General features: G+C 30.8%; 18 protein-coding genes. 1 reads left to right on the top strand and 17 read right to left on the bottom strand.

Annotation, left to right across the window (positions count from 1 at the left end):
- Window positions 1-226: 226 nt before the first annotated feature.
- The 4 genes from EBB51_RS03440 to EBB51_RS03425 all read right to left on the bottom strand — a co-directional run bounded on the left by EBB51_RS03440 (window position 227) and on the right by EBB51_RS03425 (window position 3,747).
- Window positions 227-1,147: a recombinase family protein gene (locus EBB51_RS03440; RefSeq protein WP_123053170.1), complete on the bottom strand. Its 921-nt coding sequence runs from the start codon at window positions 1,145-1,147 to the stop codon at window positions 227-229.
- Between the two features lie 48 nt (window positions 1,148-1,195).
- Window positions 1,196-2,104 (bottom strand): PhzF family isomerase, encoded by a 909-nt coding sequence (locus EBB51_RS03435; RefSeq protein WP_347560953.1) that lies wholly within the window; start codon window positions 2,102-2,104, stop codon window positions 1,196-1,198.
- 534 nt (window positions 2,105-2,638) lie between these two features.
- Complete coding sequence (locus EBB51_RS03430) at window positions 2,639-3,205, bottom strand: hypothetical protein (RefSeq protein WP_123053168.1); 567 nt, start codon at window positions 3,203-3,205, stop codon at window positions 2,639-2,641.
- A gap of 20 nt (window positions 3,206-3,225) precedes the next feature.
- The gene (locus tag EBB51_RS03425) at window positions 3,226-3,747 is read right to left on the bottom strand and encodes a hypothetical protein (RefSeq protein WP_123053167.1); all 522 of its coding nucleotides are present in this window, start codon (window positions 3,745-3,747) and stop codon (window positions 3,226-3,228) included.
- A gap of 791 nt (window positions 3,748-4,538) precedes the next feature.
- On the opposite strand from EBB51_RS03425, the gene EBB51_RS03420 reads away from it, so the two are divergent.
- Window positions 4,539-5,585, top strand: coding sequence for a hypothetical protein (locus EBB51_RS03420; RefSeq protein ID WP_123053166.1), 1,047 nt, complete (start codon window positions 4,539-4,541; stop codon window positions 5,583-5,585).
- Window positions 5,586-5,644: 59 nt separating this feature from the next.
- Here EBB51_RS03420 and EBB51_RS03415 read toward each other — a convergent pair whose 3' ends face one another.
- The 13 genes from EBB51_RS03415 to EBB51_RS03360 all read right to left on the bottom strand — a co-directional run bounded on the left by EBB51_RS03415 (window position 5,645) and on the right by EBB51_RS03360 (window position 16,691).
- A complete protein-coding gene (locus EBB51_RS03415) occupies window positions 5,645-6,124 on the bottom strand; it encodes a hypothetical protein (RefSeq protein ID WP_190285320.1) in 480 nt (159 codons plus the stop codon).
- 60 nt (window positions 6,125-6,184) lie between these two features.
- Window positions 6,185-6,946 carry an N-acetylmuramoyl-L-alanine amidase gene (locus EBB51_RS03410; protein WP_123053165.1) on the bottom strand — a complete coding sequence of 254 codons (762 nt, stop codon included), beginning with the start codon at window positions 6,944-6,946 and terminating at the stop codon, window positions 6,185-6,187.
- A gap of 20 nt (window positions 6,947-6,966) precedes the next feature.
- The gene (locus tag EBB51_RS03405) at window positions 6,967-7,230 is read right to left on the bottom strand and encodes a hemolysin XhlA family protein (RefSeq protein WP_123053164.1); all 264 of its coding nucleotides are present in this window, start codon (window positions 7,228-7,230) and stop codon (window positions 6,967-6,969) included.
- 235 nt (window positions 7,231-7,465) lie between these two features.
- Window positions 7,466-7,636: a hypothetical protein gene (locus EBB51_RS13630; RefSeq protein ID WP_190285319.1), complete on the bottom strand. Its 171-nt coding sequence runs from the start codon at window positions 7,634-7,636 to the stop codon at window positions 7,466-7,468.
- 14 nt (window positions 7,637-7,650) lie between these two features.
- Window positions 7,651-8,313 carry a hypothetical protein gene (locus tag EBB51_RS03400; RefSeq protein ID WP_123053163.1) on the bottom strand — a complete coding sequence of 221 codons (663 nt, stop codon included), beginning with the start codon at window positions 8,311-8,313 and terminating at the stop codon, window positions 7,651-7,653.
- An 18-nt stretch (window positions 8,314-8,331) separates the two neighbouring features.
- Entirely contained in the window at window positions 8,332-10,080 is a 1,749-nt protein-coding gene (locus tag EBB51_RS03395) for a hypothetical protein (RefSeq protein WP_123053162.1), read from the bottom strand.
- Window positions 10,081-10,518 (bottom strand): hypothetical protein, encoded by a 438-nt coding sequence (locus EBB51_RS03390; RefSeq protein WP_123053161.1) that lies wholly within the window; start codon window positions 10,516-10,518, stop codon window positions 10,081-10,083.
- Window positions 10,519-10,529: 11 nt separating this feature from the next.
- A complete protein-coding gene (locus tag EBB51_RS03385) occupies window positions 10,530-11,525 on the bottom strand; it encodes a hypothetical protein (RefSeq protein WP_123053160.1) in 996 nt (331 codons plus the stop codon).
- A gap of 11 nt (window positions 11,526-11,536) precedes the next feature.
- Window positions 11,537-11,794: a hypothetical protein gene (locus tag EBB51_RS03380; RefSeq protein WP_123053159.1), complete on the bottom strand. Its 258-nt coding sequence runs from the start codon at window positions 11,792-11,794 to the stop codon at window positions 11,537-11,539.
- 4 nt (window positions 11,795-11,798) lie between these two features.
- A complete protein-coding gene (locus EBB51_RS03375) occupies window positions 11,799-13,826 on the bottom strand; it encodes a hypothetical protein (protein WP_123053158.1) in 2,028 nt (675 codons plus the stop codon).
- 12 nt (window positions 13,827-13,838) lie between these two features.
- Window positions 13,839-15,077: a hypothetical protein gene (locus EBB51_RS03370; protein ID WP_123053157.1), complete on the bottom strand. Its 1,239-nt coding sequence runs from the start codon at window positions 15,075-15,077 to the stop codon at window positions 13,839-13,841.
- Window positions 15,078-15,084: 7 nt separating this feature from the next.
- Window positions 15,085-16,128, bottom strand: coding sequence for a hypothetical protein (locus tag EBB51_RS13625; protein WP_190285318.1), 1,044 nt, complete (start codon window positions 16,126-16,128; stop codon window positions 15,085-15,087).
- Window positions 16,128-16,691, bottom strand: coding sequence for a hypothetical protein (locus tag EBB51_RS03360; protein ID WP_123053156.1), 564 nt, complete (start codon window positions 16,689-16,691; stop codon window positions 16,128-16,130). The genes EBB51_RS13625 and EBB51_RS03360 overlap by 1 nt, the downstream gene beginning before the upstream one ends.
- Window positions 16,692-16,697: the final 6 nt, after the last annotated feature.

Raw genomic sequence — 16,697 nt, 5'->3', positions numbered from 1 at the left:
ATTGTTTCCTACTCCCGTACCACCAAACATATACAGCTTTTACCACTTTTTAATCCCAGCTATATCAATACTTCTAACTGTCTTTCCTTTTAAGCCTTACAACCGTCTCCACGTGTAATTTTTAGGCTATTTTTCACATTGTACTTTTTTTAGTAAAAACACTGTGTTTAAGCGGTTTGAATAGTATTCTTGTCATGTCGGGGTAATCGATCTCGATTAGGCTATTTTACTTTTTCGAACTATATTTCTTGTTTTTTCTCTTGTCTCCATTCTCGATTTGCGTCACATTACTTCGGTGAGCCTTTTCAATCTGCACTGCTTGGAACATTTCTTTTGATATGATTGCCGGATTATTATTTTCAGAAACATATTGCATTTCATGTTTGCCAGAATCCAAGAGCCGAACTGTACCAGTATATTTCTCGTTACTCAGCATCACATCAATTGTACGCTTACACCATTTGTCTTTTCCGGTAGGAGATTTAACCCCACGCTGTTCTAACTCTTTAAGAATTCCAAGAACGCTCTTGCCATGAAGATAAAGATTGAAAATCATTTGTACATTTTTAGCTTCAGCATCATCAATAATAAGACTGACATCAGCATTGTGCGTGTAGCCATAACACTTTCTATCGTAAAGTTTAGAACTTCCATTAGCTGCTCGTTGCTTTATTCCCCATATAATATTTTCACTTCTTGATTCGTTTTCTGATTGAGCAATTGCTTCTACAATAGAAATCATCAAATCACTATCTGTATTTGCAGTATCCAAATCTTCTTGTTCAAATATTACACGAACACCGAGAACCTTTAACTGATTTAAAGCCTCCAGTATCTCAACAGTATCTCTTCCGAAACGGCTAATGTTCTTTGTCAGAATAATTTCTATTTTATGAGCCTTGCAGTCTTCAAGCATACGGGCAAATTCTTTTCTTGCTGTTCCTGCTTTACCTGATGCAGTATCCATATAAATATCTACCAAAAGCCATTGTGGAGTGGAGGCTACCAATCGTGTAAATGCAGATACTTGTACAGCAAGGCTTTTTAATTGTTCTGCATCGTTTGTACTTACCCTAGCATAAATAGCGACCCTTTTTTCTCGCTTTGGTATTGCAGGTATGAAGTGTATTTTTGAATTTTCTTGCATACTGCACCTCCCTTATAATATGTTCTCAACTACTAGGCTAATCAGAATTTATACCTCAATCTCCGTTTTAAATGCAACAACAGCTTGACCAACAATTTGTACTAAAATCGGATTCCCATTTTCAATCTTCACATTTACACGCATACCGCCATCTCGTTTTATCGCTTCTCCCTGTAAAATTAAAAATGAGAGCTCGTTTTGTGTTTCTAATGACTTGCAAATACCATAATGTACTAAATACATGCCCAACGGGCCATTTGCATTTCCCGTAACGGGGTCTTCTGAAATACCAATTGCAGGAGCAAACATACGACCATGAACCAATACCTCTTCATCAGGATTCAAAGTAAAAACATAATATCCATTACAGCCAACCTCTGCACTAATAGCAGACAATTCCTCCATGTTAGGCTTAAGCGAATGTAATCGACCATTTTCTTTTATTCCTACCATGATTTTTGAATGTCCCGCTGACGCAATAGCAATCGGACAATCTTCCCTTATGTCGTTTATCGCAATCCCCAGTGCCCGCGCAATTCTTTTTACCAAGTCGGAACTGAATGGCTCGCTTACTTCTGGTGCTCCTTGCGTCATTATAATGCTAAAATCATGGTATTCCTGTACAATATCTACAGGTAAAATTCCCGCTTTTGTTTTCTGTAAAACCGTTCCCGAAACTGCTGTTCCCTCAACCGCTCTAACATAATGAGCAGCTATTGTTGCATGACCACAAAGAGGAACCTCTGTCGTTGGGGTAAAGAATCTTACCTCAACATCATAATCGGGAACACTCGACGAAAAAACAAAAGCAGTTTCTGAATTGTTCAATTCCCTCGCAATTCGTTGCATCTGTTCGTCTGTTAAACCATCCGCATTCGGAACAACACCCGCCGGATTACCATGAAACTTCTCCCGTGTAAAAGAATCTACTTGGTAAATCTTATATGTTTTCATAATCATACTCCTTAAAGATAAATTCTGATCCACTGTCATATGGCTAATTATCATATAATCTATTTTCGCCAATGATTGTTAGCCTATATACAATCATATTATCAACTCAACCTGTAAAAATCAATACTGTCTACACAACCTACCCAAAGACAATTCTGTCAACTCAACCTTACCGATTGATATGTTCCCAAGTATTGATTTTAAAGGAACTTTCGTAACTTTGAACCGTCAAAAAATCACGGCTCAAATCCTAGAAATTCCTTGTTTAAACCGTTTTCCGACACTTTATTTTTTCACCCTTGACAGCAATACTACCGTCTCCACATGTGAAGTTTGTTTAACATAAATACTGTACAATATAATAAATTATTACATGATATAAACAAACCTCATTATATGTACAACATTTTAGATACTCAATATCATTAAATATATTTATATATTATTTCATATTTTAACGTATCTTACACATGGTAGGAAGTATGTAGGATTTTTTAATACTTCCTACAACTCTTATTTTAATATATGCATGAAATGCTAGTGTTTAGTTATCACTAATGCCGCTATTGCAAGAATAGTAGTTAAACATAATCCAATAATCCACCTATATATAGTACCCAATTTGGTATCCATATTATCTATTTTCTTTTCTACCTTATCACTTTGATACTTTATAGCATCCATAGTTTCATTAAACCTTTTTTCCATTCGTTCTTCAGAATTTTGTGTATTCTTAAGCGATTCTTCATACCTTTTTTCTATTCTATCTTCAGAGCGTTTTCTTTGTTCTTCAATTCTTTGTTCACTTTCGATTCTATCCTCCCTAACTCTACTTTCCATATCCCTAATGTGCTGATTTATAGAATCAAGTTTTTTATCATATAATTCGTCATTGTCCATATCAGAAAACACCTCCTTATTTATCATATTACCTTTCACTCTATTATATGTACTATTATATATATGTCCATCTTGTCCCCATATTATTCCATTGTCTTTCCAATCTAACTTCTTAACCTCACTAGTACAGTTAATCTCTATTTTATTTGCAATACCACCTTTGACAATATGTAAGTTATTATTACCATTTCTATTATAATTCATAATATCACCCACTATTAATTTTATAAATTATCCTTTAGTTTTTCTATATTCCTTATTGTATCTTCTAAGGAATCAGAAAATGTTTTTAAGTCTCTTATACTCAATTCAAAAGTAATTGGCTCTATTATTGGTTTGCCTTCTAAACATGGTTTTTGCAAATTCATATTAACTAAAGCAGAATAACATTTTGTGTTTTGATTACGGTCCCTTTTAGTTAAAATTTCTATGTTAAAAAAGTTGCATAGGTTTGAAATGCTTGTACATCTGGTTTGCATATCATCTTTAAGATATTTATCTTCTTCTAAAAAGGTATTAACATATTTTGAATATTTTTCATCATTCTTATTTTCAAATACCCTATCTCTTAATGCATCTACGAATTTAGAAACAAATTCTCTAAATCCCTTTTCTTCATGTGCATCATTAAAATTTATATCATCAGCTATAAATACAGATTTTGGTCTCCAACTAATCTTGAATTTACCACTCCTGTAATTTTCCAACAATATGTTAAAATATTGTTCTATTTCGTTATCTTCCATCTTTGTCCTCCCGAATACATATATATATATAAATTACTTATAGTTTTATTATATTACATTATCTTAATATGTAAAACAGCTATTGAATTATAATAACAATAACTTCTACAAAAACAAAAAAAGTCCTCCCATAAGGGAGGAAAATTACTTCTGTACTGATTGTGCAAACCCAGTTTGAGTTTGTCAAGATGCTATGGCACTTTGTACAGTAGCAATTTTTTGCTTTAATTGTTGATTTTCTTGTTGCACTTGTGATAACTGAGCCTGTAATGCATGTTTTTCAGTTTCCTTCTCAGCATCCGTTTTATCCTTATGGTCAAGCTGATTTACATATATATTATATGATGTTTTGTAAAAAGGTAGGTTGCCTACTAAAACTTGACATAGGCGTAATATTATTGTAGCATTTATATAAACATATTATGTCTAAAATTTTTTGATGTTCATTTATTTTATAAATCAACCTGAGAAAGTACCGTATATTTAGTTAGATATGTGGTACTTTTGTTTATTAAATTGTTTTAATTAATAGTTTCTAATAATCAATTCATTATAAGTATGATCTTTATTTTCATATCTTCTAGCTAGATTATGGTTTCTTTCCACCTATCCATCCTATAAAACTATTCATATAGTACCTCCTATGTTCCAGATAATACTATTATATACGAACATATGTCCTATTTTAAGATAATAACATATCTATTATAGATCTACAATAGATATGTTATTATAATTATATAGATGTAAAATAAAGTTATTTTTACATCTATATGAGGGGGAATATATAAATGAGCAAATGTATATATTTAAAAAAAACGGAACCAGAAGTGACATTTAAAGAAAGGGAACACATTATCCCTGCAGGTATAGGTGGAATTGCTAAGCTACCTAAAGGTATGGTTAGTGACCAATTTAATACTGATATATTTTCACGTATAGAATTAGATTTTATGCGAAATTCAATTATTGCTATACCAAGACAATTTGAAGGTCCAGGTAAAAGGGGATCTTTATGTACTAAGAACGCAACTAAATCAAAAATCCATGTTATGTCTTTTAGTAATGATCCAAGCAATGTGATCTTAGGCTATACTAAACTTGCAACTCCACATCCTATACCGCAATTTAAAATTATAAATCAAACTAGAATAGACACTATTTTAGATCCATCAGAAGGTAACTATAATATTCAGTTATCAAATTTAATCGAAGCACTTAGAAATTTCAATAATAAATATATAACTATAAAAGATAATAATATACCATCAAATATAATGTTACTAGGTAATTTTCAAAATAAGTGGTATTTAGGAGTACACGATGATACAGTTAAACCTCCTTCATTGGAATACATCAATAAGATAATTAAAAGCATTATAGTATCAAAACCTCAACCTAAATTTGAGTCAGAACAAGTTATATCTCACCAATCTACAAAATTTGATATAGAAAACTTTTATAGAGTTTGTGCTAAAATTGTTTTTAATTTTCTAGCATTCTCAAATGGTTCACAGTTTGTATTACAGAATAAATTTGATCCTATAAGAAATTGGATTGTTAATGGTGGAAAAAATAAATTTTCTGTTCTTATAGATAGAGGAAAATACCCTAAGAAATTTTCTCTACCAGGAAAAGTACACAATATATCAATTATAAAAGTAAATGACAAACTTCTAGGTTTATTATCCTTATATAATCATTTTGATATATCAGTTAATATATGTGATAATTTTACAGAATCATATTTCTTTAATGGTTATGTATGTGATTGGGAAAATAGGGAAGAATATGATTTATTTGAATATGTTGAAATGTCAAATAATCAAAGCCTATAGTTTATATCGTGTAGTAAATAGAGCTTAGAGTTTTTTCTACTCTAAGCTTAAAAAAATTCTTATTGAGCTGCTGCTTGGGGTTGTATGTTTTGTTCTTGATACTGTTCTTTAGCAATATCATTATTTTGTCTTTTATTAACATCCATCACGTCAGCAACATCCTTATTTTCATCATAAGCAGGAGCCAATATATTAGCACTCTTAAACTCTGAATTAACTTTCCCACAAATAGTTTCTCTGAAATGGTCCAATTCCTCTTGAGATATTCCTGGTATTTTCCCAGTTAGTAACTTATTAAACTCCTTTTTCTTTTGCTCTCCTGCCTGTGGAATAAACTTAAACTGCTGTTCTACAATATAATAAATATCCTGCGCAACTTTATAATCTTCATTGTACTGATCCACGCCAAGTTGATTTATAAGAGCTTCCCTTTTCTTCTTAAGATAAGTAACTCCTACTGCCACACCATAAAATGCTATAGCCCCTAAAATACTTAATACCCCACTTGAGATTATATTTGCTACTTCATTTCCTAACATACTTTTTTCCTCCTAAAATCTTATTTTTGGCAATTAAAAAAAGCCTTAATAGCTCAATTGCTAACCAACTATTCTTTTGCTTGTACCATGTCCATTATTGTCATTGCAATATGCATCTATATACCCCTTGCCTATAGTAATATAATTACCTCTATCTAAATGTATACCTATTCCCCCATCTGTACGTGGTTCAACATATCCTTTAGTACCTGGTATTTGAAATACTCCCTCTGGAATAGTTCCGGGATACTTTGGTGCTGCTTTAACTACTGGTTTAAGTGCAACCGGTTGACTTGAAACTGTTTGTCCTGTAATTCCTTTTACTATTGCTGTTGCCAACTTTTCAGGATCATACTTATCACAATCGCTCTTAGTATCACAGAAGAATGGCTCAATTAATATTGCTGGCATATTGGTATATTTTAAAACATATAATCCAGTTCTTAATTGGCTACCTCTATTTCTATACCCTAAACTGCTAGATATTTCGTTGCATATCCTGTCAGCATATGTTTTACCTGAAGCGCTTATATATTCAGCTTCACATCCGTTTGCTTTATCTGTTTCAAACGCATTTACATGAAAGCATAAATATAGTTGTGAATCTATAGAATTTGCTTTGTTAACTCTATAAGCTAATGATTGACCTAATGATAAAGCCGGACTTGCTGAAGGGGTACAATTATAACATGTATGTCCTAATTGCTGAAGCTTCTTAATAGTTAAAGCTCCATACTCTCTACAATCGTGTTCCTCATTTCTATAGCCAGAAGCTCCTCTGTCTTGACCAGTACCATGTCCAAAGTCATAAGTTATTACCATAAAATCATTTCCTTTCTCTTCTATTTCAAATGTAATTCAAGCAAATAAATAAAGAGCCCCAAGAATGAAGCTCCTAATATACCCATACCCCACCTAAGGGTAACTACTAAATTTTTAATTTGATCACATAGATTTTCTAATTTTTCGTCTACTGCAGCACCTCGCTGTTCCAGTTTATCCAACCTATTAGAACAATCATTTAGTTTTGTATCATGCAAATCTAATTTCTCGTCTATCCTTTTATGCCTTTCTGCACATAACTCAGAATCATAATTTTCACTCATATAGCACCTCCAATTTTGAGTATTAAAAAAGCTTTGGATTTCTCCAGAACTCATACCTTCTTAGTTTATTTACGTATATTTTTCTTAATTCAGTTCACAATATATTTAAATAACTTTTTTATGCTGTATAGTCTCGTCCAGTAATATCTTTACATATCTTATTTTTCCATATCACCACTTCCATTTTAAGCAAAATAAAAAGACTATCTCTAGTCCTATTAATTATTTTATGAAATTATTCTGCTATATCATAACCTAATGCTTCACAATATGACTTACACTCATCAATTGAAGTAAACTTCTGTCCGGTAAATGAGTTAAAAGGCTGGACATATGCTAACTTTTTATCTTCGTTATATCCTTCTACTCTCAGACCATTTTCATCATTTATTATTTTGTAATTCATCTTATCCTTCCCCCTTAGATTCCATCAGATAAACTTGCCGGTATTACATTAAAAGTTAATTTTATTTCTGTTTTATCGGATAGAGTAATATTAGATATAGTAGTTCCGGTTAAAAAAACTACTCCCTCTATAGAATTTTCTGCAGAGTCAAAACTTAAGCTGGCTGGTAAATTCTCTACAGAAGATATCCCTACTTTATCAGAATTTTTTAATACAATTTTATAATGCTTTCCTGAAATCAAGGTCAGTTCTATATCAGTTATTCCTCTCCCTTTTGTTGGAACTGGCGGAAATACAATATCTGATATGTCTAAGCTAATGATGCTCTTACTATAAAGGGTATCTACCATCATTATATTTTTCCAGGTTGTATATATAAAATTGTGATAGTTGCTATAGTTAAATTCTTCATTGTTCTTCTTCTTAATATTCATAGACACTATGTTAATTACCGGACTGGACTGTTTTTTATATGCAACATCACTTTTTATTATATACATCCTGCTGACCTTGACCTTAACTGCAGTCTCCAAAAAACTAAACTTATTATTATTAGGAATTTGCACAGATCTCTTTCTACTAATGTTCATTATATTTGTATTTGCAGAGGATACTCTAAATCCTCCTATTTTGTTTCTATATGTGTTTACATAGTCTTCTAGTGTAATATTAGCCATATTTTCACCACTTTCCTATTAAGCTGGAACAATATTTGTATATATAGATATCATGCCATCACCCTGAATTTTAATAGGTACAGAGGTATCAACATCTTTACTTGTTGTTATAGTTATTGTTTTGGAGCTTGTACTGCTAAATACAGCGTTTCCTTCTAGTAACAACTGCAAATTAGTTACCACACGATTTCCTTCATTATTTCTAGTTGATACAATTACATTAGAATCTATGTCTTTTTCCTCGTAAGTAATATTAGGATTTTCAAAAGCTGTATTAACTGTGATTACAGCCCCAACAGAAAATACCTTTAACTTTGCATCATTAACTAAGCCATCCAAACTTGTTACATACCAGACTCTTTCTAATTCATCTATTCCACATGAATAAATTGGCTCACTTATAGTATCCTGTATAATAAATTTAGATGTTGAGGTATCAACTGTAACTATATCTAGTCCGTTATTTCTAATAACCAATAAATTCTTAGCATTATTTAACGGGAAAACTGCCTGGGGAATATCTGCACTGCCACCTAGACCCGGCTTATAATCTACTAATTTTAACGTATTACCATTGATTTCAAATAAATACATAAAGCAATAGGCATTGTAATTCGCTGCATTTGCATTATTATATAGGATAGCTTCAGCATTTGACGTATTTGTTGCAGCTAAATATTTCTTATCGCCGAATTCCAAATAATTCAATATAATATTTGTACTTTGGCAGGACTTGTATTGATTATACTCAGGGATATGATAAAGTGCATCTACAAGTCCATTTAAATCCACACTTATAGGGGTCTGAACTGCTGCCCCATTATCTAAATCCACTTCACATTTGCCTATAGTATATTTAGCACCTCTATTAGCAGTATCGTCAATAGTACCATCTACAAAATAAATAGTTTTGTTATCCAGCGTAACAGCCGGTTCAAAATGAAGATTAGTATAAAACTTTGAATTATCAGTTTGTGTTATCGGTATTGTAAGTAGATTAGTTACAGTTAAATCTGACTTGGATATTTTAGATACTGTGAAATTAACTTTAATAGTGTTTTGTGATGGTACTCCAGATTGAATAGCGTGTAATACAACTAAGTCTCCTTGGACAGTCCGTCCTATTATGTTATGGATGTATCCATATTGAGATAATGTAATATTTGAAACAATATTACTAACTCTATCAATACACTGCAAAGTGCCTTCTTGGCTGCCAATACTGTCTTGATTGGTACCCTTGTTGTACCCAACTCTATTAGTTATAAATTTATTATCATCTAACGCTATAATTCCAGACTTAAAATTAGCAATATCAGTAGAATTTAACCAGGTTATCTTATTTGTATTTTTACTAATCACCATAACAAAAGTACTTTTGCCTGCATTATTATAATTACTAGTAGGAGTTATTATAACTTCATCCCCATTGCTTAATCTAGCATTATTCTTAAATAATGTATTCACAGGCAAATACGGCATCCTATATGGAAATTTATTTTCATCACCTATACTTCTATTAAAATATCTAGTTGAAGTAAATGGGGAAGTCATAAATGCTATGCCTGCCATATTCATTCTAATTTTATCCTTGTAACATGTTATAGGTGAAAGAGTATATTTATCACAAGGTATTCCATCCAAATAAATTGCATCATCAGTTTCAAAAAAATGTGGAATTGATGCAGCATATGAATATGCTGTTGATAAATTACTTATATTATTTCCCTTAACAGTCTTTGCCCCAAAATCATAAAAGGTATTCATTTAATTTGCAGCCTCCTTTGGCCCTATGTGTTTTGTTATCATATTTATTGTTCCGTCACCATCTACTTGGATTATTAAATCAGTTCTTTGAGTTTCAAAAGAAATAGCCCTTTGTGGAGGTATTACTCCACCATATAGCAATATATTTCCTTCTGTAATTTTAAAAGATAAACTTTTAATTGATGATGTATTTGCAATATCCACAACCGAATTTAATATAGTACCACTTATAGAATTTAGGTTTGCTATAGTAGTAAATGTTATATATGAAAACCGCTTGTTTAAAGTTTCTGTATAAAACCTATTTTCTTCAATTTTTTTATCCATTTCAGATAACTTTTCATTTATTTGATATGCACTCCAGGTATTATTTTTCCCATTGCTGGAATCATCTATAATAACATCACTGCTGAGAGTTACATTAAAAAATTCACTCATACAGTCATCACCTACTCATCTATTACTAGTTGGAAATCTCTCACAGAAAAATTGTGATTATCAACATTTTTAGTTATCTTAACAAATATATCTTTACTTTGACCTTCAAGTAAATCTAAACTTACACTATCTGAATATGCTACACCATCCAAACTTAATTGAATTAAATCATCACTTGCAGTCTGTATCCCTATTTTTAGCTCTGCATAATCTTTAGTATCTGTATTTCTAATAGTTATGCTTTCATCCAAATCTTTTAATACTCCAGGGGTTGTGTTAGTTACAACCAACCCATTATAAATTACTTTAAGTTCGTATTTGCTAAATACATATACATCACCATACTTCAAATCCAATAAATCTGACTTATATATCTGATTTCCAGTGGAATCTTTGAAAATAAAATATCCTTGTATATTACAATCCAGAAATACTTTACACTCCAGATCGCCATCAAATGTTCTTGTTTTTAACAAATTGTTATCTAAATCATACAGTTCACAAACAGTATTTTCGGGGAAATTTTGTACAGTAACATACGAGCTCCCATATACTTTATAATTATCCAATACAAAATCCTCATCACTGTATTTTTGAAAACCTTGATGTAGTATCTTATCTGCAAAGTTCATGCCACCTATGTTGGTATAGGTAACACCATCATCCGATACATATGCCTGTACATAATTATCTTGCTTAAGTATTTTCCAAAACTTATGCTGCTGAGCTCGCTTTTTATCCCTGATTCCAAAAGTATACTTATCATTTCCCAAATAAATCATTGAATAATTATCGACAGCCATATCCTTAAAATTTCCTTTCTCCACCTCAATAACAAATTCATTGAAATTAAAATTTCTTTCAATTTTATTATTTGAAATAAGTTTGACCTTTCCAGTACTTATATCTCTAGTTATATTGGAACTTCCAGCAAAATCACTAAAAGAAGAGGTTAAGAAAAAATTCTCAACCTCAAGTAATCCATCTTTAACTTTTATAAGTTTCATTTAACCAGCTCCTATACATTAGGCTGCATCATGTAATCATATGGTACAAATTCAACTACCTGCACATTAGCTGTACCCGTCCCTTTTGCTATAAGTATTTTAGCTTGTTCAAGTGCATCCTGATAACAATTTGTTGAAACTGAATTAATAGCTTTTCCACTTTCATCTACTATTTCACCATAATTCAATGAAGCCAGCGTCCTGCCTTGAAGAACACCCCATTCTTTTTGTCTGGGTTTCTTAAAATCTATCGTGCTAGGAATTTCCATAGTATCATCTCCCAAAAATATTTTTCTTTTCTATATTCTGTGTTTCTATATAGTAATATCTTTTACCTTTTGCCTTATTTAAAGATTTCATCAAATCACCATTCTGAGCTATTCTATTAAAATTTCTTTCTATATCCATAGCCTTTGGATTCTTCCATATTGGAACTATATTAAAATGATGCTGCTTTAAATAATCTATTAAATTCGATATAAGTACTCCTACCGCCTGTAACCCTGTATCTAAATTTAAAAAATAGACTTTTTCAATCTCCCACCTTATCCATCTATAAGCTCTGCAGTAATCTGTATTAGACTTTGAAATATCTAAAGTGTACCAATCATATAAAAGTTCCATAATGAACTGCATAGATTCTTTTCCACTGCAGCACATCCATGCCTGTACACTATCATGCCATATCATAATTAAGATATTTACTAAGTCTAACATAATTTCTATGCTTACTCTATAAGCAGGAATATTAAAATCAATACCCCAGTCATTCCCCCATGAAATGGGATGATTGTTGAATCTTAAATACTCATAACCCGGATTATTTAATAAGCTGCTGTCATAATCAAAATCTTTATTTGGAACAATCAAACTATCTCTTGGATCTGTAGCATTCAACCACCACCAGCGTTTTATGACATTAATAAACTTATTATTCTTAAATTCTTTATAAATTTCTCTATTAAAATTATTTTTTAAATAGTAACTTTGAATTTGTGATATATCAGTTGTGGCTAAATCAATTAATCCCTTTTCCAATTGTTTATAAATATCTATAACTTTTATAAAGTCTAAGAATTTATTATCATATTTGTTTATATTACTTGACCTAAACCTGACTAAATCAACAGCTTCATTACCATAACAAATATTTTTATTTATTATTTTCCTGAACAATCTATAGTTACTTTTAAAAATATTCTTTAACGCAGTTTTATTAAGACCGTAAATACCTACTTTACTAATATTTTTATTACTCCATTTATAAACAAGTTTTGTTTCTCTAACTTTAGATATGTTTTTCAAATTTAATTTTCTTAAATAATTTATATTAAAACTTTTATTTATATTTTTTGATGGATTTTTTCTTAAGGTAAATTGAAAGCTTATTTTGTCAGCGCCTTTGAAAGCAATTTTATTAATAAGCCTGTAATTGTCTTTAAACATCTCTTTTAAATTATATTTTCTATAAAGTCTTTTACTTAAATCAAAACAAATCTGCTTTAAATCATTCCTTACAATATATCTTTCTACAGGCTTACAAATATTTTTAACCTTATTTCTAGCAAGTTTTACAATATCATGTTTATTAAATACACATATATCTCTACTTAGAAACACATTATTTAATTTGCTTAATAATACATTTTCTCTATCTACTGCTGTAAGACTAAAAGCTTTATCTTTGTTGAACCCATTATCCCAAATTCTTAACATCTGCCTGCCAATTTCTATAATTAAATTTTTGTTTCCCTCATTACTCAGTTCTTTGCTTTTCTCTATACTTAATCCATTGAATTCGGTGTTACCTAGTGTTCTGCTTATTTCTATTCCTAGTTTTCTATTACTTTCATTTTTTAAACTTCTACTTGGCTTCAAATTTAAGCCGTTATTTTTCATAACATCTAAGCTTATTCCTGATTTCATATTCATAAAAGAATTTTCTCTTCTCAGTCTTATAGTGCTATTTTTTATAAAATATGAATCTTCTATTTTTAGTAAACATGTTTTATATAATTTGTTTTCTTCTTTAACTCCAGCCTTTAGTTCCTTAGTAAGATTGTCTTTCCCTATTTCACAAGATTCTCTAAGTAAAGATTTTTTATTGTTTTTAAATATATTAGGATTAATAAACTTAGAAAGTAATTTTTCAGAATCTAAGCTAATCTCTTTTGAACTTTTAGAAAGCAATTTTAACTTAACTTTCGAAATTGTTCCAGCAGTATCATATTTAAAAGTTGCTCCAGAATAAATCTCCCCCGCATATTTGAAATCACACAAGGGAATACCATGCAGGGGCATCTATCTCACTTCCTATTCAGTAGATTGAGGGCATCTTATTGCTATACAATAATTTATATTTGCACTATTATTTAAAAAATTAAATGGTGCTGTTATCTTAAACTTCTTATAATTTTCTTCTGAATCCGTTCCTTTCATATATACCAATTTATCTCCATCATATATGGAAGATGCATCTCCTACCAAGACATTAATCATCTTTCCACGTTCCATATCTACTGGATGAACTAATGTTATATCACTGAACTGGTGTTTTTTATGGTTCCACCTGCTCCCTTCTGTACTGCACTTGTCCATAAATGGATTGGTACTATAAAATGCCGGGTAATGCGGTTGATACGGCATTCCTATTTTGTTCGCTATCATACATACATCTGTCACTCCTGTAGCAGTTCTCTCACCATAAGGATTATTGTACTCAGGCTCAATTTCTGAAGATACAGTTATTCCAAAATTATATTCATCATCTGTATAAGCCGAATCTTCTACAGGCTTCAAAGTTCCAATATAAGCATAACTTGTTAAATAGTTATTATATGGTACCACATCAGCCGAAGGATCTCCTCTTAATACTAGATTAATACTATCTTTGGTTACGCAAATCCAATACTGTACAGGTAAAAAATCCTTTATTTCTGGCTGTAAATTTCTATACCAAGCCAGCCTATAATTATATTTATCTTGTATATCCTTACTTATATTAATATCTGTATTATCAGAATTAAGTTCAGTTGCTATTTGAAACCTTATATTGTTTAAAGCAAATCCTACTGTCATAGCACTTACATAATCATTATAGCCACTACCTTCAACGATAGGATTTTTTCCATACATTATTTCAAGAACTTCTGCATCTGTCCTATGTTCTATATGGTCATAATTGGTATATGAATGTAAACTTTTAAATAGTTTTATAGCCTGATTTTCTGCCACTGTCAATTCTCTCATGGGTCTATCAATTTTTACATAAAAACTTTTTCCATAACTTGTAGTAGCTTTCAATATGCATGTATCATTTTGTTTACTTGTTGTATATTGTGTCTGAACCTTATCTGTAGTACTTCCATCCGTTATTAAGTTTAGTGTTTGCGCTGTTCCTGCTGATCCTATTTTATCTATACTATCGGGTACAACTAAATCCCATTTATAAATTCCTGCTTGAGTTATCTCTGTAACAAGAGTTTTAACTAAATTCTTAACGCTGGAATTTCCCTCTGCATAATAAAAATCTTCTTTTACTGCCAATTTCATTACCTCCTTATGGTTTTATAGGTTTAAACAATTTAATCTCTTCAAATTCATTCTTCCAATAATTTTCATTCTGTTTATCTACCGGAAGAGAAAATACATTTTGGTCTTTATTAAAAAACTTTTTAAGTTTATCAATAAAGTCCGGAATAGGATCACTTTCTAAAACTTGATCTGTGCAAAATATATAATTATCAAAATTTCTAATATTATAATCTATCACACACTGCACAGTTACTATGTCATAAGTGCCACCGCCTTCTAAAGGTATATTAGAATCCACAGATAAGTAATCAATAGCCTTATATTTATCCTCAAAATCTTTTCTTTTAAAAAAGTAAGTTCCATGTTTGTATTTGTCTTCTATACCAGATACAAAACATAGACTTACTTTATCAATATCATATAAATTTTGAAGATACTCTAACATTAACGCAGACATTTGTTTTAATAATGCTCGCATACTTCCACTCACATCTAAGAATATTATAGTAGATCCAGATGGCGGTAAACTGCCTGCAGTTAAGTATTCTAAATCTACTAAAGCCTGTCTGCTGTTTCCACTAATATTATGCAAAATAAAAGAAACAGGGATATCAGCATTTACATAATAATATGTATTAAAGTATTTATGCTCTCCTATTTCTTTTGTAGTTGCACAGTCTATTATTTTTTCTTCATCTATGGATAAGCTATATCTATCCTCTTTCTTCCACCCTGTTTGGTCAAAATTAAAACCTGTTAAGTATACATCTTCATCAAATATAAAATCCTGTTTATAGTCGCTTCTAATTGCAGGAATATAAATTAAGGCTCCGTTAACTTTTTGATCACCATTATACTTACGTGTTACAAATTGCCTTATTTTATTTTTAAGTTTTCTGTATTTTTCATCAGGTAATAAATCTTCTATTTCAGCCATTAAAGATTCAATATCTCCTGTATCAAGCTGTGGATACTTATTCTTCATTGCAGCATCTATTAACTTTAGTAAATTAAACCTTAATTCAGCTTCCAATTCATCAAAATTTATAACATACCTTGGCAAACTCATTATTGTGAATCCTCCAATATATTAAAATCTACCCACAATATTTTAGAAGATCCACTGGTATTGTTAAATACAAAGTCTATTTTCTGGCCTGCAGTTACTGGATAAAACACATTAAAGAATTTATTTTCTCCATATTCTTTGGTTCGGACTCCAGTAAATAATATATTATCTCCTACTTTTAAGTCCCATGTATCCTGGAAATTCCAAGCTGATTGAGAATAAGTTATGCCAGTAATTCTACCTTTTTTAGGAACTGCAAATTCTATTGTATAAGTTTCTAAACTTGCGGGTATTTCAAGCATTTCTCCATATATTTTTTGTATACCACTTATACCTAAATTACCAGCCAATCCATCTAATTTAATTCCAAGAGCATTTAATGCATTAATTAAATCTGTATAATTTACGCCCTGTATTTTATCTCTTATTTGGGTAAGCAAATCTTCCATTTTATCTGTAGGAACTGTTATACTTCCTATATCAACTTTAACTCCATTTTGTAAATAATCTTTTATTGCATCTGCTAATTCATCAAAATTTATAACATAACTTGGCAGGCTCAACTCAAT

Origin of the sequence: Clostridium sp. JN-1 (assembly GCF_003718715.1) — a bacterium.
GTDB lineage: Bacteria > Bacillota > Clostridia > Clostridiales > Clostridiaceae > Clostridium_AV.
Note: the sequence above shows the minus strand (reverse complement) of the source record. Positions and strands in the feature narration are given on the sequence as shown.